A 19,916-nucleotide genomic window follows, 5' to 3' on the forward strand; every position below is an offset into this window, starting at 1 on the left:
ACTTGCCAGTTATTCCGATTCAAAAAAGCCATCCGTTCTGATTTCTAATGGATGTCATTGAAGTCCGCAATGAAAGATGGAGGTTTGATATGAGCACACCAACCCCGCCGACTGACTTTAAGTCCTGGCTTGACTACGCCATCGCAACCATGGACGTGCGCGGAGCACACCTGGACCGCATCTTTAGTGAGGACGACATTCCATCTCAGGACGATATCCGGGCTGCAGCCCAGGAAGAGCTTAATCATCTCAAACAAAAAGCAGTCATGCCATGGATCGGTATGCTGGAGAACTGGCAGTTTGCACTTTCAAAGAGACTGGGCCGCTCTGCCGAAAACATTGTTGAAGACAACCTGTTGGCGACGGATTTTTCAAATGACAGTGTTCACGTCCAATTTGAGGATGGCACCGATCTGACGTTTCGGCGTGCGTTTTACGTAGGCGAGACACCCGCTGATGGGTCCATTCATCGAGTCGCAGTGTTTACAGAGCATTGCGGATATCACGAGTTCTGGATTGGACCCAGTGATCGAATTTCGGCAAATTCAATGCCTGGCGCTCGATATAAGCCCTCTGACGAAGATTTGGCATGGGACTCAATGGCACCAGTAGGCCGTGAATTTGGAAGCCCTGATTTCGACAGACTAATGGACGAAGACGCGAAGAGATTTGCGTCAGATTTAGCCCGATGGATCCAACAAAGCAGCGCCTCAAATGCAGCTCTGCAACTGGAGGAGGATGAGGTATCAGACGCGCGCAATGTTCAACTCGCATTACGTGAACTTGGGCAAGACGTCACAATTGATGTCGCCGCTTCGGTTTGGAAGCACTATTCACAATCATTGATGGCGAACTGGATGTCAGGCGCGGAGACGGTACAGTCTGCAGCCAGAACCCTGTATCTAAATTGCCCGAGAGATCAGTCGCACCATGAACCCATGAACGGCGGCTGACCGGCCTCTTAAATCGTGAAACTGGCCTGCCCGGAAGCTGGTATTGGTGGTCGCCGGATTCCGATGCATAGCGGGTGCTCCCCCCTCAATAATCTATAGCCGCATCGGGTGGCTACATTGGATCGGAATGGCTGGTCTTTTTGAATCGGAACTGGTGGCGTTTTTGCGCCATTCAGCATTCAATTTTTCCATGTGCGAATTTTATTGCGGTTGGCCGCATGAAACAGGCGTCAATTATCTTGACATTCGCCGGGTGCAAACCAGACACATGTTTGAAATTCTCGGTTGGAATATTTCGACAAGACAGCCGCTCTTACCGTATGCGCGCGAACCACACCATCCAAACAAGCACTCGTGTACCAGAAATGTCTCACTTCACGTAGAGCTGCCGTTTCTGACTCGCTTCCAGCATCTTGCCGGTCAATGCGAGCAATCAGAGGTAAGAAGTAAGTGTGAAAACCAAACCAATCAACCAGCTCATGCAAATCGTTCGTCGTTGCACTTCAGCATGGCGCGTAAAACGCCAACTGTAACTGGTGCCGCATCGGGGTCAATGGCGGCGCGCAGGGCTGCATTGATCATGGTTTGGTAGCCCTGACCCGCTGCATTGCCACGGGCTCGGAAGGTCTCGATCACATCGTCATCGAGCATGATGGTGACGCGGGTTTTGCCAGGGGATGGCAACACTGCGCCGCGCCTGCCGTGGGTGAAGTCGTACTCTTTACGCATGATATGTTGATTATGCATATTTTATACATATTGTCAATGTCAAGCGATTTGGCGCTTTCGCGATAACCCATTGATCTAAATTGTGATTTCAAATCTTTTGACTTCCCCGTCTACCGGCAAATCTGCGGCGGTGCCGATCGCAGCGGTGATCGGGCTGCGCAGAAGTTATCTTAGAGGCCAAGGTAATGGCGCCAATCAGGACACTGATTTTCGTGCGCGAAACTTGAGCCAAATTCGTCTATCACCCCACTGCTGTGTTGGCAGTAACACACTCTTCCAGATTCATTGCGCGAGGCAGTCCTTCGCGGCAAAGCGTCTTCCCGTCTCAAATGGTCACTACCAATAAAGTGGTCAGAATAGAGCGGAACGGTGGTCAGTGGTTTCCAGCATATACAAACATTTTGAATGGCCTGCGCCTTGGGGAATAATTCTTTATTTCCAATTGATTGCGCTTATCAGCGACGCTTAAACTACTCGGAGTAGGCATCCAGGCTGACGCTTACAAGACAGTCTCGATAACTTCTAAACTTTATCTCATTAACTTTTGAATGAAATCATGAAAAATGGCTCGACTGTCTCATTTGCTTCTGATTGTTAACATCAGTTGACCGTCTGATATTGCTATTATTATAATAGCTACATAGACAATGTTGACGAGGGCTACAGCCCTATTTTATGCAAAACGATAGCGCCGCTGTCGGCCCCTGGTTCAGCACCCAGTCACTGGCCAGCTCGATCGATCGCGCCACCTGGGACCGCGGCCTGACGCTGTACCTGACACAAAAAGTGCTGTCGCTGGAAATCAAGCCCATGGGCGACTACTGGCAGTTGCTGGCCGCGGTACAGGGCAGTCAACGCTGGCCCTACCAGGTGTCGATCGAGCTCACATTCAAGCCCAATGGCGAAGTCGCCAACTGGGACAGCGACTGCAGCTGCCCGGTTGGCTACCAGTGCAAGCACGGGGTGGCGGTGCTGCTCAAGGCGGCGCAGCAGGGACGCCGGCTGATGGACCCCAGCGCGGCGCTCAGTGCGTGCGCGCCTGCCGCGCCCACGCCCGAGCAGATTGAAGCGGCGGAGCAGGCCGCACTGGCGCGCGCCGCCGAACAAGCCCGCCGCGAGGCCGAGGCGCCGCTCTTACACTGGCTGCAGGAGTTGAACCAGGCTGCGCGCCAGGGTGCGCAGGCCGGCATCGACACGGACGCCCGCTTGGCGCACGAGCAGTATCTGTACCTGTTGTCCGTGGCCGGCGCCAAGGGCCGCACGCCCGAACTGCAAATGGACGTCGTCGTGTCCTGCCCCAAAGTCCATGGCGGCTGGGCCAAACCCAAAGCCTTGCGCATTCCGCCGGCGCGGGGGCAAACCACATTTGACCAGGCCACGGAGGTCGATCAGGAGTTACTGCAACTGATGCGTGCCCTGCCCAGTGGCAGCAGCGGCTACTACAGCTACGGCTACAAAGCCAAAGTCACGTTGTACGGCAAGATCGGTGTCATGGCGCTGCAGCAAGCGGCCAGTACCGGGCGCCTGCTGTTGGAGAGCGGCAAGGGTCTGCCGGGCGCCCCGGTGCAATGGGGCGCGCCGCAGGACTTGCGCTGGGAATGGCATGAAGTAGCCAGCCCGAACGATGCCGAGCCCGCCTGGGCCCTGCGCGCGCGCTTAGGCAACGCTAGAGCGCAACTGTGCCTGAACACGCCGCCCTTGTACCTCGATGCGGCCAGCGGTCTGTGCGGCCTGGTTCAGGCTGAGGGTGTACCGGCCGCGCAGCTGTCGGTACTGCTGAAGGCGCCGCCGCTCAAACCCTCGGCGTTGAAGACACACCAACTGGCACTGCTGCAACAGCTGGGCCCGGTGCCGCCACCGCCGGTGCTGGAGCAGTTGCCCACACTCTCGGGCATCACACCGCACGCCTGCCTGCACATCGCACCGCTGCCGGCGTCAGACACCCTGCTCAAAGGTTTGCTGCAGGCGCAACTGCAGTTTGACTATGCGGGGCGCCGGGGTTGGTGGGCGGGTCTTGGCACCACGGTGCTGGTGGATGACGCGCAGGGCCGCGTGCTGCTGCACCGCGACCTGGAGGCCGAGTTTGAAGCCGTCGCGCAGTTGACGGGAATGGGGCTGCGCTCCACCGAGCCGGGCCGCTTTGGTCTTCCCGGCGACACTTCGCAGCAAAGCTGGCTGCAATGGGCGGACACCGGTTTTGCCGTGTTCAAGGCGGCCGGCTTTGAGGTCACGCTGGACGACGCGCTGATTGACTGGATCAGCCACGCCGATGCTCTCGACGTGAAGCTGCAGGGTCAAAACGATGATGACGCCGGCGCGCATGGCCCGCATGCCGGTCACGCCGGCGTCAATGGCCATGAAGACGATGACGGCGATGAAGGCGTCACCTCGCCCTGGTTTGACCTGTCCCTGGGAATGGAGATCAACGGCGTGCGCCACAACATCCTGCCCTGGCTGCCGACGCTGATTGCACAGGCGGCCACCAGCCCGCTCGACCCGGCCACCGGCTTGCCGACCATTGCGCCGTTTATCTTTGTGCCCAACAGCGCTGGCCAGGGTTTCATCCGGCTGCCGACCGACGCGCTCAAGCCCTGGATGGCCGCGCTCTTGGAGCTGGTGGGCGACCGCAGCCATGATTTCACCGGCGACAGCCTGAAACTCTCGCGCCTGGATGCCATGCGCACCACCGCTTCGCTGGGGGAAGGCGCGGTCTGGGACGGCGCACAGGCGCTGCGCAAGTTGGTCAAGCAACTCAGCGGCCAGACCGAATTACCCGCGGTGCCTGTCCCGACCAGCGTGCAGGCCAGCCTGCGCCCGTACCAGCAGCAGGGCCTGAACTGGTTGCAGTTTTTGCGTGAATACAGTCTGGGCGGCATCCTGGCCGACGACATGGGGCTGGGCAAAACGCTGCAAACCCTGGTTCACATCCAGGTTGAAAAAGACGCGGGCCGCCTGAAATACCCGGCGCTGATCGTGGCGCCGGTCAGCCTGATGGGCAACTGGCAGCGCGAAGCGGCGCGCTTTTGCCCCAACTTGCGTAGCCTGGTGCTGCATGGCAAAGACCGGCACGAGCTGGCCGACAGCCTGCACGACCATGACATCGTCATCACGCCTTATTCGCTGCTGGAGCGCGACCGCGAGCGCTGGCTCAAGACCCGCTGGCACCTGGTGGTGCTGGACGAAGCGCAAAACATCAAAAACGCCAGCACCCAGGCCGCGCAGGTGGCGAGCCAGTTGCGCGCGCGCCAGCGCCTGTGCCTGTCGGGCACGCCGATGGAAAACCATCTGGGCGAAATCTGGAGCCTGTTCCACTTCCTGATGCCGGGCTTTCTGGGCAGCCAGAAGAAGTTTCAGGACCTGTTCCGCACGCCGATTGAAAAACTGGGCAACCCGGAGCGGCTGGAACAATTGCGTTCGCGCGTCACGCCCTTCATGCTGCGGCGCACCAAGGCGCTGGTGGCGGGCGAGCTGCCGCCCAAGATCGAGACCGTGATGCGCGTCGAGCTGACCGGCAAACAAGCCGACCTGTACGAAACCATTCGCTTAGGCATGGAAAAGAGCGTGCGCGAAGCGCTCGACACCAAAGGCATGGCCAAGTCGCAGATCACGATTCTGGATGCGCTCTTGAAGCTGCGCCAGGTTTGCTGCGACCCGCATCTGGTGACGCTGGCCGCCGCCAAAAAAGTGAGCAACTCGGCCAAGCTGGAGCGGCTGATGGAAATGCTGCCCGAGATGTTGGCCGAGGGCCGGCGCATCTTGTTGTTTTCGCAGTTCACCAGCATGCTGAAATTGATCGAGGCGGAGCTTCAAAAGTGCAATATCCCATGGGTCAAGCTCACCGGCCAGAGCCAGAAGCGCGACGCGCTGATCGAGCAGTTCACCAGCGGCGCCGTGCCGCTGTTCCTGATCAGCCTGAAAGCCGGTGGTGTCGGCCTGAACCTGCCGCAAGCCGACACGGTGATCCACTACGACCCGTGGTGGAACCCGGCGGTCGAAAACCAGGCGACCGACCGCGCCCACCGCATCGGCCAGACGCAAAGCGTGTGGGTCGTCAAGCTGGTGGCGCAAGGCACGATTGAAGAGCGCATCCTGGGTCTGCAGGAGCGCAAAGCGGCGCTTGCCGACAGCATGTACAGCGGCGCAGTCGGGCGCAAACAGCCGCTGTTTTCCGAGAGTGACCTGGCGGAGTTGCTCAAGCCGCTATCGGTTTAATAGCTACTTCAAAGCGTCCAGTCATACTCGATGGTGAGCGGCGCGTGATCCGAGAATTTTTCAGCTTTGTAGATGGTTTCCGAGCGTGCCAGCGCCGCCATGGCTGGCGTGGCCAGGTGGTAGTCCAGCCGCCAGCCCACGTTCTTGGCATAGGCCTGACCCCGGTTGCTCCACCAGGTGTAGGCTTCGTCCGTGGCGGTGGGTTGCAGTTGCCGGTACACATCCACCAGCCCGGCCTCGGTCAACAACTTCGTCATCCAGGCCCGCTCTTCGGGTAAAAAGCCTGAGTTTTTGCGGTTGCCTTTCCAGTTTTTCAGGTCAATTTCCTGGTGCGCGATGTTCACGTCACCGCACAGAATGAACTCGCGCCCGTTCTTGAGCTGCGTCAAATGCAAATAGAACTCTTCGAGGAAACGAAACTTCGCTTGCTGGCGTTCCTCGCCGGACGAGCCGCTGGGGAAGTAGCAACTGATGAGGGAGCGCTTGGCCGAGGGTGTGTCAAAACGCAGTTCCACGTAACGGCCCTCGGCGTCAAATTGGGACGAGCCGTAGCCGACCCGCACATCGCTGGGTTCGTGCCGGGTATACAGGCCAACACCGGAATAACCTTTTTTCTCGGCAAAATGAAAGTGGCCGCGCAGGCCGGCCAGGTGCTCAAATCGGTCTTGCAGGTCCAGGGCCTGGGCCTTGACCTCCTGTACACAAATACAATCTGGCTGAGTTTTGGTGAGCCAGGCTTCCAGGCCTTTGGCGGTAGCAGAGCGGATGCCATTGAGGTTGAGGCTGGTTAATTTAAACAAGGAATTCCCCGATGTCGATAAGTGTTGGAACTAAAACCGGCGCCGCCCCCGCGCCGGACACATTGGCCCAGGAGTTTGTGCAGTTTGCGCTGGATTGTGGTGTTTTGCGTTTTGGTGAATTCAAAACCAAAGCCGGTCGCCTGAGCCCCTACTTCTTCAATGCCGGCTTGTTTGATGATGGTGCCAAATTAGGACGACTGGCGCAATTTTATGCGCAGCGCCTGTTGGCCAGCGGCATTGAATTCGACATGATTTTTGGCCCCGCCTACAAAGGTATTCCGCTCGGTGCGACACTGGCGGTGGAGCTGGCCCGCCTGGGCCGCAACGTCCCCTTTGCCTACAACCGCAAGGAGGTCAAGGACCACGGCGAGGGCGGCACCCTGGTCGGCGCCCCGCTCAAGGGACGGGTGCTGATTGTGGACGACGTGATGTCCGCCGGCACCGCCGCCCGTGAATCAATCGCCATCATCGAGGCGGCGGGTGCCACGGCCCACGCTGTCGTTATTGCGCTGGACCGGCAAGAAATGGCGACCGAGCGGCGTGGCGACTCGGTGGTCGACGTGCCCTACAGCGCAGTGCAGTACGTGCGCTCCCAGCTCGGCTTGCAGGTTTGTGCCATTGCCAATCTGGCGGATCTGATGCAGTATCTTGCCAGGGACAGCGCAGGCGGACTGGCCGCCGACCATCAGCGCGTCCTGGCCTATCGGCAGCGCTACGGTGTAGAAGAAAGTTAAACATGTTCAGATGGACCGGGTTGGATGCGAGGCAAACGTTCCTGGGTGTGTTGCTGATGGTTCTGTCAGGCATGACTGTTGCCCAGGCGCAGCAGACGGGCGGCGGCAATGGGCAGGGCATTTACACCTGCGTCGACGCACGGGGCCGGACGCTGACCTCTGACCGGCCCATTCCCGATTGCAGTGACCGCGAACAAAAAGTGCTCAACCCCAGCGGCACGGTCAGAGCCAAGGTAGGTCCAATCCTGACGGCGCAGGAGCGCGCTGCGCTTGACGCCCGGGAGAAAGCGGCGCAGGAAGAGCGGGCCCGCCTGAATGAAGAAAAACGGCGCGACCGGGCGCTGCTGGCCCGCTACCCGAATCAGGCGGTGCACGACAAGGAACGCGCCGAGGCACTGGCCCAGATTGGCGTGGTGCGCCAAGCGGCGGTGCATCGGGTGGAGGAGCTGCTGCGCCAGCGCACAGTGGTCAGTGAAGAGATGGAGTTTTACAAGAAGGACCCGAGCAAAGCCCCGCCTTCCGTTCGGCGCCAGGCTGACGAGCTGACCCAAAGCCTGGCCATTCAGGGTCGTTTTATTGCTGATCAGGACGCGGAACTCAAGCGCGTGAACGTGCGTTTTGACGAAGAACTGACGCGGCTCAAGCGGCTGTGGCTGCGGCCTTGACCCATGCCCCCGGACAGCCCTAGCGGGTGCCAAACGGGGCAGGGACCTGACGCATGGAAGCAAACCTGGAATCAGTCCAGTTTCTTGCGCAGCAGATCGTTGACTTGCTGCGGGTTGGCCTTGCCTTGGCTGCCCTTCATGATCTGACCGACCAGCGCGTTGAGCGCCTTGCTGTTGCCGGCCTTGTACTGCTCGATGTTTTTCGGGTTGGCCGCCAGCACCTCGTCGACAATTTTTTCCAGCGCGCCGCTGTCGTTCATTTGCTTGAGACCTTTGGACTCAATCAGCGCATCGACATCAGGGGACTCGCCAGCCCACAGCGCATCGAGCACCTGTTTGGCTGCGTTGTTGGACAGGGTGCCATCCACAATGCGGGTGATTAACAGGCCCAGCTGCGTGGCGTTCACGGGTGACTGCGCGATGTCAATTTCATCGGTATTGAGTCGGCGTGCCACGTCGCCCATGATCCAGTTGCTGGCCAGTTTGGCCTGCCCGCAGGCTTTGGCGGTGGCTTCAAAATAGGCGGCGATGGCATGGCTTTGAGTCAGCGCCGTGGCATCGTAGTCAGAGAGCCCATAGTCAGCGACAAAGCGCTGCGCCATCACGCGCGGCAGCTCGGTCATCTCCAAGCGAACCCGCTGCACCCAGTCATCGGCAATCACCAGCGGCGGCAAATCCGGGTCGGGAAAATAACGGTAATCGGCCGCATCTTCCTTGCTGCGCATGGAACGCGTCTCGCCGCTGTCGGGGTCGAACAATACCGTAGCCTGTTCAATCGCGTGGCCGTCTTCAAGCTGCTCGATCTGCCAGCGCACTTCATAGTCGATGGCTTGCTGCATGAACTTGAAGCTGTTGAGGTTCTTGACCTCGCGCCGTGTGCCCAGTGGCGCGCCGGGCTTGCGCACCGACACATTGGCGTCGCAGCGGAAGCTGCCTTCCTGCATGTTGCCGTCGCAAATACCAATCCAGGTCACGATCTTGTGCAGCTCCTTGGCGTAGGCCACGGCCTCCGCGCTGGAGCGCATGTCGGGCTCGGTCACGATCTCCAGCAGCGGCGTGCCGGCGCGGTTCAGGTCGATGCCGGTTTGGCCCACATAGTCTTCGTGCAGCGACTTGCCGGCGTCTTCTTCCAGGTGGGCGCGGACCAGCCGCACTGAACGTTTTTCGCCGTCCAGGTAGAACTCAACCTCACCACCCACCACCACCGGAATTTCAAACTGGCTGATCTGGTAGCCCTTGGGCAGATCGGGATAAAAATAGTTCTTGCGCGCAAAAATGCTGCGTGGCGACACCTGGGCGCCAATCGCCAGCGCAAACTGAATGGCCCGTTCGACCGCGCCCCTATTCATCACCGGCAAGGTGCCCGGCAGCGCCAGGTCCACTGCGCAGGCTTGCGTGTTGGGCTCGGCGCCGAAAGCGGTCGAGGCGCGGCTGAAGATTTTGGATTGGGTGGACAACTGGGCGTGGGTCTCGAAGCCGATCACGACTTCGTAACCCAGCACCAGTGGGGATGGGAGGGCAGCCCGCGAGGCTGACGGTGCTTTTTCAACAAACGTATTCATGCTCAAAATCCTTCTGGCTTGGCAAGGTGCCAGTGCGTCGCCTGCTGGAAGCGATGTGCCACATTGAGCAATTTCGCCTCCTGCAGATAATTGCCGATCAGTTGCAGCCCGACCGGCATGTGGTTGGCGCCAAAGCCCACCGGCAAACTCATGCCCGGCAAACCGGCCAGCGAGCCCGGCAGGGTAAAGATGTCGGCCAGGTAATCGGCCAGCGGATCGTTGCCGTGCCCGCCCAGTTTCCACGCCACCGTGGGAGCCACCGGTCCGGCAATCACGTCGCACTGCAGATAAGCTTGCTGAAAATCGTCAGCAATCATGCGGCGGATCTTTTGCGCTTGCAGGTAGTAGGCATCGTAGTAGCCGTGGCTCAGCACATAGGTGCCAATCATGATGCGGCGCTTGACCTCATCACCAAAACCCTCGGCGCGGGTCTTTTTGTACATGTCGGTCAAGTCCGCGTACTGCGCGGCCCGGTGACCAAACTTGACGCCGTCAAAACGGCTCAGGTTGCTCGACGCCTCGGCCGGTGCAATGATGTAATAAACCGGAATGGACAACTCGGTGCGCGGCAGCGAAATCGGCACCAGCCTGGCACCCAGTTTCTCCAACTCCCTGAGTGCGCCGTCCACGGCGGCGCGCACGTCATCGGCCAGGCCTTCGCCAAAAAACTCAGCCGGCACGCCAATGCGCAAACCTTCGATGGATTCGTTCAGAGACTGCGTGAAATCTTCGGCCGGCACGTCCAGCGAAGTGGAATCACGGTCCGGGTCCGGCCCACACATGGCTGACAGCAGCAAAGCGCAGTCTTGCGCTGTGCGCGCCATCGGCCCGGCCTGATCGAGACTGGAGGCAAACGCCACCATGCCGTAGCGCGAGGCGCGACCGTACGTGGGCTTGATGCCGGTGACGCCGCAAAACGAGGCCGGTTGCCGAATCGAACCGCCGGTGTCGGTACCCGTGGCGGCGGGCAGCAGGCGCGCTGCCACGGCTGCCGCGCTGCCGCCGGACGAGCCGCCGGGGGTACGGGTCAGGTCCCACGGGTTCTTGACCGGGCCAAACGCCGAATTTTCATTCGCCGAGCCCATGGCGAATTCGTCGCAATTGAGCTTGCCCAAAGTCACCACACCTTGCGCGGCCAGCTTGCTCACCACGGTGGCATCAAACGGTGAGCGATAGCCGGCCAGCATTCTGGAGCCCGCGGTGGAGATGAAATCGCGCGTGACAAAAATGTCCTTGTGTGCCATCGGAACGCCCAGCAGCGTTGGTGCGGCACTGCCGCTGTCCGCGGCCAATGCCAGGTCAGCGGCGCGCGCCTGGCGCAGCGTGACTTCTTCGTTGAAGTCCAGAAAAGCCCCGAGCGAAGCATTCGCCTGGGCGCGGGCCAAAAAATGCTGGGCCGTCTCCAGGGCCGAGACTTTGCGCGCGCGCAGCAGGTCGGCGAGCTGGGCCACGGTGAGGTCGTGCAGTGCAGTGGTGGTAGTCATCTTTTTATTTGTTGGTGGTGTTACTCGATCACCTTGGGCACCAGAAACAGGCCATGCTCAAGCGCGGGGGCGTTGCGCTGGTTGACCTCGCGCTGGTTGGCCTCGCTGACCCGGTCTTCACGCAGGCGCAGGGTGATGTCCTGGACGGTGGCCACCGGGTGTGCCAGCGGCTCGATGCCCGTGGTATCGACCGCGCGCATTTTTTCGACCAGGGCAAAAAAACCGTTGATTTGTGTCAGCATGCGCTCACTCTCGGCCGCTTTGAGCTCCAGCCGTGCCAGATTGGCAATTCGGGCGATGTCAGTAGAAGTCAGGGACATACAAGTATCTTCATTCGAAACCGGTTGTAAAACACCTTTAAAGAGGCGGGACCGGACAGTTATTCACAGGGGATGAGGTATTATCCCGCCTTTGGCTGTGGGTCTGCGACCCGGCAGGTTTTTGCCAATAAAACCCGATTTTGAACCCGTTAACCAGGTGATGGCAGGCCGAAGCGCCCACCATGCCCGAGAGGACTATATTAATGTTTGGAGCATTCCGTCAGTACTTCTCCACTGACCTGGCGATTGACCTCGGTACCGCCAACACCCTGATTTACGTTCGTGACAAGGGCATTGTGCTCGATGAACCCTCCGTGGTGGCGATCCGCCACGAAGGCGGCCCGCAAGGCAAAAAGACAATCCAGGCGGTCGGCAAGGAAGCCAAGGCCATGCTGGGCAAAGTGCCCGGCAACATCGAGGCTATTCGTCCGATGAAAGACGGCGTCATTGCCGACTTCACCGTCACCGAGCAGATGCTCAAGCAGTTCATCAAGATGGTGCACCCGCGCTCCATTTTTCGGCCCAGCCCGCGCATCATCATTTGCGTGCCGTGCGGCTCGACCCAGGTCGAGCGCCGCGCCATCCGTGAAAGTGCCCTGGGCGCCGGTGCCCGCGACGTCTACCTGATTGAAGAGCCGATGGCCGCCGCCATTGGCGCCGGTCTGCCGGTCAGTGAGGCCAGCGGGTCCATGGTGGTTGACATTGGCGGCGGTACCACCGAGGTCGGTGTCATCTCGCTCGGCGGCATGGTCTACAAAGGCAGCGTGCGTGTGGGTGGCGACCGCTTCGATGAAGCCATCATCAACTACATCCGGCGCAATTACGGCATGCTCATTGGCGAGCCCACGGCGGAGGCGATCAAGAAAAATATCGGTTCGGCGTTTCCGGGTAGCGAAGTGCGCGAGATGGAAGTGCGCGGGCGCAACCTGTCCGAAGGCGTGCCACGCAGTTTCACGATCTCCAGCAATGAAATCCTCGAAGCCCTGACCGACCCGATCAACAACATCGTGTCGGCGGTCAAAAACGCGCTGGAACAAACCCCGCCCGAGCTCGGTGCCGACATTGCCGACCGCGGCATGATGCTCACCGGCGGCGGCGCGCTGTTGCGTGACCTGGACCGTCTGCTGGCCGAAGAAACCGGTCTGCCGGTGTTGGTGGCCGAAGACCCCTTGACTTGCGTGGTGCGGGGTTGCGGCATGGCGCTGGAGCGGATGGACCGCCTGGGCTCCATTTTCACCAGCGAATAAGCAACAGGCGCAGCGATGCCCCTTGGTACGCTGGACGGGACGCCGCCGCCTTTCTTTCGGCAGGGCCCGTCGGCCCTGTCCAAACTCACGTTTTTCAGTCTGTTGGCGCTGTTCCTGATGGTGGCCGATGCACGCCTTGAGCTGGCGCGGCCGTTGCGGGTGGCGGTGGCGGCCGCGCTTTATCCGGTGCAATGGCTGGCCCTGCGACCCGTGGTCTGGGCCCAGGGCGGAGGCAAATATTTTGAGTCTCTCAAACGCTCCCAGAGCAGCGAAGAGGCCGCCCTGTACAAGCTTGGTTTGCAGTCCCAGCGTGCCAGTCAGGTCGAGCAACTGCTGTTGGAAAACACCCGCTTGCGCGCGCTGCTGACCTTGCGCGAGCGCGTGAGCACGCCATCACAGGCGGCCCAAGTCCTGTATGACGCCGCTGACCCCTACACCCGCAAGGTCATCATTGACCGCGGCTTGCTGGCCGGTATCGTGGCCGGCTCGCCGGTGCTGGACGAAGCCGGCGTGCTGGGCCAGGTGACACGGGTCTACCCGGCGATCAGCGAAGTCACCCTGATCACCGACCGGGAGCAGGCCATTCCGGTGCTCAACACCCGCACCGGGGCGCGCGGCGTGGCCTTTGGCGACCCGGCCCTGCGCGCCAACGCGCTGGAGCTGCGCTTCATGGCGGCCAATACCGATGTGCAAGTCGGTGATTTGTTGACCACCAGCGGCGTGGACGGCGTCTACCCCCCGGGCTTGCCGGTCGCGAAGGTGGCGAAGGTGGACCGCCGTGTTGACTCGGCATTTGCGCGCATCAGCTGTGAGCCCCTGGCGCTGGTGTCGGGCGTGGTACATGTGATGGTGCTGCAACCCGTTGCCAGCCAGATCGCTCCGCAGCCGGTCGTGCCAACACCCGCTGGCCCGGTCAGGAAAGGATCGAAAAAATGATCATGCGTCCGGGCCATCAGTTGCTGCTGCCCGCCAACCCTTTCTTCATCTGGGGCAGCCTGGTAGCGGCCTTGCTCCTGAACATGTTGCAGAACATGGGGCTGTGGGGGCGAGCCGCCTGGATGCCCGACCTGCTGGCGCTGGTGCTGGTGTTCTGGAGCATCCACCAGCCGCAGCGCATCGGCATTGGCGCCGCTTTTGTGTTTGGCATTTTTGTTGACGTGCACCAGGGGGCGATGCTGGGCCAGCACGCACTGAGCTACACGGTACTGAGCTTTCTGGCCATTGCCATCCACCGCCGCCTGCTGTGGTTTCCGGTGCCGTCGCAGGCGTTTCAGGTGTTGCCGCTGTTTGTGGCGGCGCATGCCATTGCGCTGAGTGTGCGCATGCTGGCGGGTGGTGGCTTTCCCGGCTTTTGGCTGTTGCTGGCGCCGCTCATCGAGTCGCTGCTGTGGCCGGTGGTCAGCGTGCTGTTGCTGATGCCGCAACGAAGAACCCCTGATCCTGATGCGCACCGGCCTTTGTAGGGATATGACTCCCACGCTTGTCACTTGGTGTACTGCGCTGCCCCCCGAGGGGGCTGTTCCGCCTGGGGGCGGCCCGGCGCCGGAACCGTTCACTTCGTTGTCATGACCGAGCTGCGCAACGTCGAGGCCGATCTGTCGCGCTTTCGGGCGCGGCTGCTGGTGGCCGGCATCGTCGTGGTGCTGGGGTTCCTGCTGCTGCTGTCACGCCTGGTGTACCTGCAGGTGGTGCGCCACGATGACCTGCTGGAGCAGGCCGAAAGCAACCGCACGGCGATTGTGCCGGTGGTGCCGAACCGGGGCCTGATCCTCGACCGCAACGGCGTTGTGCTGGCCAGCAACTACTCGGCCTACACGCTGGAAGTGACCCCTTCCAAGGTGAGTGACCTGGAGCAGACGATCGATGAGCTGTCACAGGTGCTGGAAATCACGCCGCGTGACCGGCGTCGTTTCAAGAAGCTGCGTGAAGAATCCAAGAGTTTTGAGTCGCTGCCGTTGCGCACCCGCCTCAGTGATGAAGAGGTCGCCAAATTTGCAGTGCAACGCTATCGTTTTCCGGGTGTCGAGATCAAGGCCCGGCTGTTTCGCAGCTACCCCTATGGCGAGCTGGCCAGCCACGTCATCGGCTACATCGGGCGCATCAATCAGTCCGAAAAGGAAAAGCTCGACGACTCCGAGGACGCCGCCAACTACCGGGGCACCGATTACATCGGCAAGCTCGGCGTGGAGCAGAGCTTTGAGACCCAGTTGCACGGCATCACCGGTGTCGACTCGATGGAGACCTCGGCCGGCGGGCGCGCTATGCGCCGACTCGCCAGCAGCCCGGCCACCCCCGGCAACACCGTCAAGCTGGCGCTTGACATCAAGCTGCAACACATGGTGGAAGAGCTGTTTGGCGAACGCCGCGGCGCGCTGGTGGCGCTGGACCCCAAGACCGGTGAAATACTGGCCTTTGTCAGCAAGCCCACCTTCGACCCGAATCTGTTTGTCGAAGGCATCGACAGCGAGAGCTGGCAAGCGCTCAACGAGTCCATCGACAAGCCGCTGCTGAACCGCGCGCTGCGCGGCACCTACCCGCCCGGTTCCACCTACAAGCCGTTCATGGCGCTGGCGGCGCTGGAGACCGGCGCCCGCACGCCCGAGCAGTCGATCGCCGACCCCGGGTTTTTCATGCTTGGTGGTCACCGTTTTCGGGACGACAAGGAGGGTGGGCACGGCATGGTCAACATGTACAAGTCCATCGTCGAGTCCTGCGACACCTATTACTACGTGCTGGCCAATGACATGGGGGTGGACACCATTCATGACCAACTGCAGCGCTTCGGTTTCGGCGAGCTGACCGGCATCGACATTTTTGGCGAGGTGCGCGGCCTGCTGCCATCGACGGCCTGGAAACGCAAAGCGTACAAAAAGCCGGAACAACAAAAGTGGTACGCCGGTGAAACCATCTCGCTCGGCATCGGCCAGGGCTACAACAACTTCACCATGCTGCAACTGGCCTCGGCGGTTGCCACGCTGGCCAACAATGGCGTCAAGATGAAGCCGCATCTGGTGAAAGAGGTGGTGGACGTCATCACGCACGCGCCCGCCACCACCGAGCACGAATCGGTGGGTGAAGTGATCGCCAAAGCGGCCAACATTGCGGTCGTCAAGAGGGCCATGGTCGGGGTGAACATTGAGGGCACGTCAGCGGCCAGCTTCCGTGGCGCGCCCTACACCAGTGGCGGCAAGACCGGCACGGCGCAGGTGGTGCAGATCAAGGCCAACGAGAAGTACGTCGCCTCCAAAATGGAGGAACGCTTTCGCGACCACGCCCTGTTCACTGCCTTTGCGCCGGCTGAAGACCCCAAAATTGCCCTGGCCATCATCGTGGAAAACGCCGGATTTGGCGCCAAATACTCGGCCCCGATTGCGCGCCGGGTGATTGATTACTGGCTGCTCAACCAGTACCCGAGCCTGGAAGACATGGAGGCCGTGAAAAAAGGCATGGCACCGGCGCCGATTGGCAAACCGCGCACGGTGGCAGAGCTGCCCTGGCCGCCGGGTGCACCGGTGGCGCCTGTGGCAACTGTGGCGCCGGCCAGCGCCGCCAGCGCGCCGGCAAAAACGGCGAGTGCCGCATCAACTGTTCGTTAAGAGACCTTGCGCCCTGTTCTCAGCGCAAGAAGGCGTCATAGCCGGTTTTCAGGATCAGCGCGCTCACGACCACGATGAAGAATGCGCGCACAAAGCCGGTGCCGTGCTTGAGCGCCAGGCGCGTGCCGAGCAGGCTGCCCGCCACGTTGGCCAGCGCCATGGCGAGCACAAAATGCCACCAGATGTGGCCCTTGGCCACGAACAGAATCAGCGCCGCCGTGTTGGTGGCGGTGTTGATCAGCTTGGCGGCGGCCGAGGCGCTCAGAAAATCGTAGCCCATCACGCGCACAAACAAAAAGACCAGAAAACTGCCGGCGCCGGGGCCAAAAAACCCGTCGTAAAAACCGATCACGGCACCGATGGACGCCGCCAGACAAGCCTCTTTGCCGCCCGAGAACAACGGCGCATGGGTGCGCCCCAGCTCTTTTCTGAGCACGGTATAGATCAGCACCGCCAGCAACACGCCGGGCAGCAGCCGGCGCAAAAAATCAGGCGATACCACGGTCACCAGCCAGGCGCCGGCGAAGGCCGCGATGAAACCGGCGGCGGCGGCGGGCAGCAGCGCGGCCCAGCGCATCTCGACCCGGCGGCTGAATTGCCAGGTGGCAAAGCCCGTGCCCCAGACCGACGCGCCTTTGCCGGTGCCAAACAGGGTGGCTGGATGGGTGTTGGGGAAGGTGACAAACAGAGCCGGCACCAAAATCAGGCCACCCCCGCCCACAATTGAATCCACAAAACCGGCCAGCAGCGAGGCGAGCGAGACAACGAACAATTCCATCGGCGCATTGTCGCATCAGGTGCGGCCGTTGATTGCTACACTATTAATAGCTATACAGGCAATGAATACGGGGGCTAGAGGCCGATTTTGCATAAAAAAAGCACCGGGATCACCGGTGCTTTTTCATTTTTATCAACCCTTTGCGGGTTTGTCTCCTGGGCCTTTCACGGACAGCGGGCCTGGATGCCTGCTGGTGATTGACTCGACTGTAAGCGGGGGCTGCGATTGACGCATCAGGACTTACCCTCTTCGGATTTACCCTTCTCTCCGGCGGGCCGCATCTTCAATTATCCAGCGCGCCGCCTTTTCCGCAATCATCAAAGTGGGTGAGTTGGTGTTGCCGCTGGTGATCACCGGCATCACGCCAGCGTCGACCACGCGCAAGCCCGCCACCAGGCCGCCGTTCCCGCCACGCACCCGCAAGTGTGAATCCAGCACCGCCAGCGGGTCGTCGTCGGTCCCCATTTTGGTGGTGCCGACCGGGTGAAAAATGGTGGTGGCAATATCGCCGGCCAGACGCGCCAGTTCCTCGTCAGTCTGAAACTGAACGCCCGGCTTGAACTCTTGCGGCTGGTACTTGGCCAGCGCCGCTTGCGCCACGATGGTGCGTGTCAGGCGCAGTGAATCCGCGGCCACCTGGCGGTCCGCCTCGGTGCTCAGGTAGTGCGGCGCAATCGCGGGCGCCGCATCAAAGCGCGGGCTCTGGATCCGCACCGTGCCGCGGCTGCTGGGCTGAAGGTTGCACACGCTGGCGGTGAAGGCGTTGAAGCGGTGCAGCGGTTCGCCAAAAGCGTCCAGGCTGAGCGGCTGCACGTGGTACTCGATGTTGGGGTAGGGCTGGCTGGCATCGCTGCGGGTAAAGGCGCCCAACTGGCTCGGCGCCATGCTCATCGGGCCACTGCGCTTGAGCGCGTACTCCAGGCCGATCATGGCCTTGCCCCACAGCGAGTTGGCCTGCGTGTTGAGCGTCTTGACGCCTGTCACCTTGAACACGGTGCGAATCTGCAAGTGATCCTGCAAGTTCGCACCCACCCCCGGCGCGTCCACCTGCACTGCAATGCCATGCTGCTGCAAGAGCGCGGCCGGGCCAATGCCCGAGAGCTGCAAAATCTGCGGCGAGCCGATGCTGCCGGCGCTCAGGATGACTTCGCCGGTCGCCGTGGCGTTGACCATCTCGCCGCCCACCCACACCTGCACGCCGGCACAACGCAGGCTGCCATCAAGCTGGTTTTGCAGTTGCAGCTTGACCACTTGCGCCGAGGTCCAGAGTTCAAAGTTGGGACGATTCATGCAGGCGGGACGCAAAAAAGCCTTCGCCGTACTCCAGCGCCAGCCCTTTTTCTGATTGACCTCAAAATAACCGACACCCTCGTTGGAGCCGGCGTTGAAGTCGTCGGTCGGCGCGATGCCGGCCTGCTGCGCGGCCTGGGCAAAGGCGTCCAGGATGTCCCAGCGCAGGCGTTGTTTTTCGACCCGCCACTCGCCGTTTGCGCCATGGAAGTTCTTGAAATCTTCAAGCTTTTTAGTCCTCTGGCCCCCGTCCACAGGACTTGAATAGCTATCTAATTTATAGTGACTCTCGTGCGCCATGAAGTCACTCAAGCTGTTTTGCCAGGACCAGGCATCGTCACCCGTGAGACTTGCCCACTGGTTATAGTTGTGCGCCTGGCCGCGCATGTAGATCATGCCGTTGATGCTGCTGCAGCCGCCCAGTGTCTTGCCGCGCGGGTAGCGCAGGGCGCGGCCATTGAGCCCCGCCTCGGGCTCGGTCTGAAACAGCCAGTCGGTGCGCGGGTTGCCAATGCAATGCAGGTAGCCCACCGGGATATGAATCCAGGGGTAGTCGTCCTTGCCGCCGGCCTCGATCAGCAGCACGCGCTTGGTCGGGTCCCTGGAGAGCCGGTTGGCCAGCAGGCAGCCTGCGGTGCCGGCGCCGATGATGATGTAGTCAAACGTGGTGTTCATGCGGCCATTCTGCCGCAAGCCTCAGACCCGTCAAGCACCCCGGCGTCAGCGCTTGGCGTTACGATCCCTGCATGGCCCCCGTTTATCAATCCCCTTCTGAGTCGTCATGACGCCAGAGGCCCCAAACATTGAGCGCAGCGATGTGGCTGACGGCGCCGGACTGCGGCTGTCGGGTGATTGGTCGGCCGCGCGCCTGGCCGAGCCCGCCAACTGGGCCCGTTTGCGGTCCGACTTGTCCTTCGCTGCACCGGGTGACGCGGTAAAGCTCAAATGGGATCTGCGCGACCTGCAGCGGCTGGATCACACCGGTGCCCAGGTGCTGTGGAACGCCTGGGGCCGCCAATGGCCCACTCAACTTTTGATCGAGCCCGCGCAGCGCGCCATGCTGAGCCGCGTCGAACAGTACTCGCTGCCGCCGCCGGTGGCGCGGCGCACCAGCGCCTGGCAACTGTTCCTGGCGCTCGGTGCCCTGGTCTGGCTGCTGATTGACCATCTCAGGGATGCGACCCGGCTGCTGGGCCAACTGCTGCTTGACACACTGCGACTGCTGCGCGCGCCCGCCAAGGGCCCCTGGCGCGATGTGTCGGGCCACCTGTTCAGCATCGGCGCCACCGCGCTGCCCATTACCGCGCTGCTGGGTTTTTTGATTGGCGTGGTGCTGGCGTATTTGATGTCGCTGCAGCTGCGCCAGTTTGGCGCCGACAGCTTCATCGTCAATATTTTGGGCTTGTCGGTGATCCGCGAGCTCGGGCCGGTGCTGGCCGCCATTTTGATTGCCGGGCGCTCGGGTTCGACCATCACGGCGCAAATTGGCGTGATGCGGGTCACCGAAGAGTTAGACGCCATGCGCGTGATGGGCATTGCCAAAGGC

General features: G+C 61.2%; 16 protein-coding genes. 9 read left to right on the forward strand and 7 right to left on the reverse strand.

Annotated features, from left to right (window positions below):
* Positions 1-89: 89 nt before the first annotated feature.
* On the forward strand, positions 90-953 hold the full coding sequence (locus WA157_RS16600) for a hypothetical protein (protein ID WP_422622016.1): 864 nt from the start codon (positions 90-92) through the stop codon (positions 951-953).
* 477 nt (positions 954-1,430) lie between these two features.
* Here WA157_RS16600 and WA157_RS16605 read toward each other — a convergent pair whose 3' ends face one another.
* Positions 1,431-1,700, reverse strand: a complete 270-nt coding sequence (locus tag WA157_RS16605; RefSeq protein ID WP_422622017.1) for a BrnA antitoxin family protein — start codon at positions 1,698-1,700, stop codon at positions 1,431-1,433.
* A 657-nt stretch (positions 1,701-2,357) separates the two neighbouring features.
* On the opposite strand from WA157_RS16605, the gene WA157_RS16610 reads away from it, so the two are divergent.
* The gene (locus WA157_RS16610; protein ID WP_422622018.1) at positions 2,358-5,894 is read left to right on the forward strand and encodes an SNF2-related protein; all 3,537 of its coding nucleotides are present in this window, start codon (positions 2,358-2,360) and stop codon (positions 5,892-5,894) included.
* A gap of 8 nt (positions 5,895-5,902) precedes the next feature.
* Here WA157_RS16610 and WA157_RS16615 read toward each other — a convergent pair whose 3' ends face one another.
* Positions 5,903-6,694 carry an exodeoxyribonuclease III gene (locus WA157_RS16615; protein ID WP_422622019.1) on the reverse strand — a complete coding sequence of 264 codons (792 nt, stop codon included), beginning with the start codon at positions 6,692-6,694 and terminating at the stop codon, positions 5,903-5,905.
* 11 nt (positions 6,695-6,705) lie between these two features.
* Between WA157_RS16615 and pyrE the strand changes: the two genes are divergently transcribed.
* The gene (gene pyrE, locus WA157_RS16620; protein WP_422622020.1) at positions 6,706-7,428 is read left to right on the forward strand and encodes an orotate phosphoribosyltransferase; all 723 of its coding nucleotides are present in this window, start codon (positions 6,706-6,708) and stop codon (positions 7,426-7,428) included.
* A gap of 2 nt (positions 7,429-7,430) precedes the next feature.
* Positions 7,431-8,093: a DUF4124 domain-containing protein gene (locus WA157_RS16625; protein ID WP_422622021.1), complete on the forward strand. Its 663-nt coding sequence runs from the start codon at positions 7,431-7,433 to the stop codon at positions 8,091-8,093.
* A 71-nt stretch (positions 8,094-8,164) separates the two neighbouring features.
* Here WA157_RS16625 and gatB read toward each other — a convergent pair whose 3' ends face one another.
* The 3 genes from gatB to gatC are packed head-to-tail and all read right to left on the reverse strand — an operon-like array spanning position 8,165 to position 11,459.
* Entirely contained in the window at positions 8,165-9,655 is a 1,491-nt protein-coding gene (gatB, locus tag WA157_RS16630) for an Asp-tRNA(Asn)/Glu-tRNA(Gln) amidotransferase subunit GatB (RefSeq protein ID WP_422622022.1), read from the reverse strand.
* A 2-nt stretch (positions 9,656-9,657) separates the two neighbouring features.
* Entirely contained in the window at positions 9,658-11,139 is a 1,482-nt protein-coding gene (gene gatA / locus WA157_RS16635; protein WP_422622023.1) for an Asp-tRNA(Asn)/Glu-tRNA(Gln) amidotransferase subunit GatA, read from the reverse strand.
* A gap of 20 nt (positions 11,140-11,159) precedes the next feature.
* Positions 11,160-11,459: an Asp-tRNA(Asn)/Glu-tRNA(Gln) amidotransferase subunit GatC gene (gene gatC / locus WA157_RS16640; protein WP_422622024.1), complete on the reverse strand. Its 300-nt coding sequence runs from the start codon at positions 11,457-11,459 to the stop codon at positions 11,160-11,162.
* A gap of 203 nt (positions 11,460-11,662) precedes the next feature.
* Here gatC and WA157_RS16645 point away from each other — a divergent pair, with 203 nt between their 5' ends.
* The 4 genes from WA157_RS16645 (at position 11,663) to mrdA (ending at position 16,302) form a co-directional block, all read left to right on the forward strand.
* Positions 11,663-12,706: a rod shape-determining protein gene (locus WA157_RS16645; protein ID WP_011466184.1), complete on the forward strand. Its 1,044-nt coding sequence runs from the start codon at positions 11,663-11,665 to the stop codon at positions 12,704-12,706.
* Positions 12,707-12,721: 15 nt separating this feature from the next.
* Positions 12,722-13,642 (forward strand): rod shape-determining protein MreC, encoded by a 921-nt coding sequence (gene mreC / locus WA157_RS16650; RefSeq protein WP_422622025.1) that lies wholly within the window; start codon positions 12,722-12,724, stop codon positions 13,640-13,642.
* On the forward strand, positions 13,639-14,169 hold the full coding sequence (gene mreD, locus WA157_RS16655; RefSeq protein WP_011466182.1) for a rod shape-determining protein MreD: 531 nt from the start codon (positions 13,639-13,641) through the stop codon (positions 14,167-14,169). The genes mreC and mreD overlap by 4 nt, the downstream gene beginning before the upstream one ends.
* 102 nt (positions 14,170-14,271) lie before the next feature.
* Positions 14,272-16,302 (forward strand): penicillin-binding protein 2, encoded by a 2,031-nt coding sequence (gene mrdA, locus WA157_RS16660; protein WP_422622026.1) that lies wholly within the window; start codon positions 14,272-14,274, stop codon positions 16,300-16,302.
* A 19-nt stretch (positions 16,303-16,321) separates the two neighbouring features.
* Here the strand turns inward: mrdA and WA157_RS16665 are convergent, their stop codons facing one another.
* Complete coding sequence (locus tag WA157_RS16665) at positions 16,322-17,080, reverse strand: TSUP family transporter (RefSeq protein WP_011466180.1); 759 nt, start codon at positions 17,078-17,080, stop codon at positions 16,322-16,324.
* A 255-nt stretch (positions 17,081-17,335) separates the two neighbouring features.
* Positions 17,336-19,045 carry a GMC family oxidoreductase gene (locus WA157_RS16670; RefSeq protein WP_422622027.1) on the reverse strand — a complete coding sequence of 570 codons (1,710 nt, stop codon included), beginning with the start codon at positions 19,043-19,045 and terminating at the stop codon, positions 17,336-17,338.
* 106 nt (positions 19,046-19,151) lie between these two features.
* Here WA157_RS16670 and WA157_RS16675 point away from each other — a divergent pair.
* The coding region (locus WA157_RS16675) for an MlaE family ABC transporter permease (RefSeq protein WP_422622028.1) at positions 19,152-19,916 on the forward strand (765 nt) is incomplete at its 3' end.

The organism is Rhodoferax ferrireducens (assembly GCF_049302455.1).
In the GTDB taxonomy this organism is placed as follows: Bacteria; Pseudomonadota; Gammaproteobacteria; order Burkholderiales; family Burkholderiaceae_C; genus Rhodoferax; species Rhodoferax ferrireducens_B.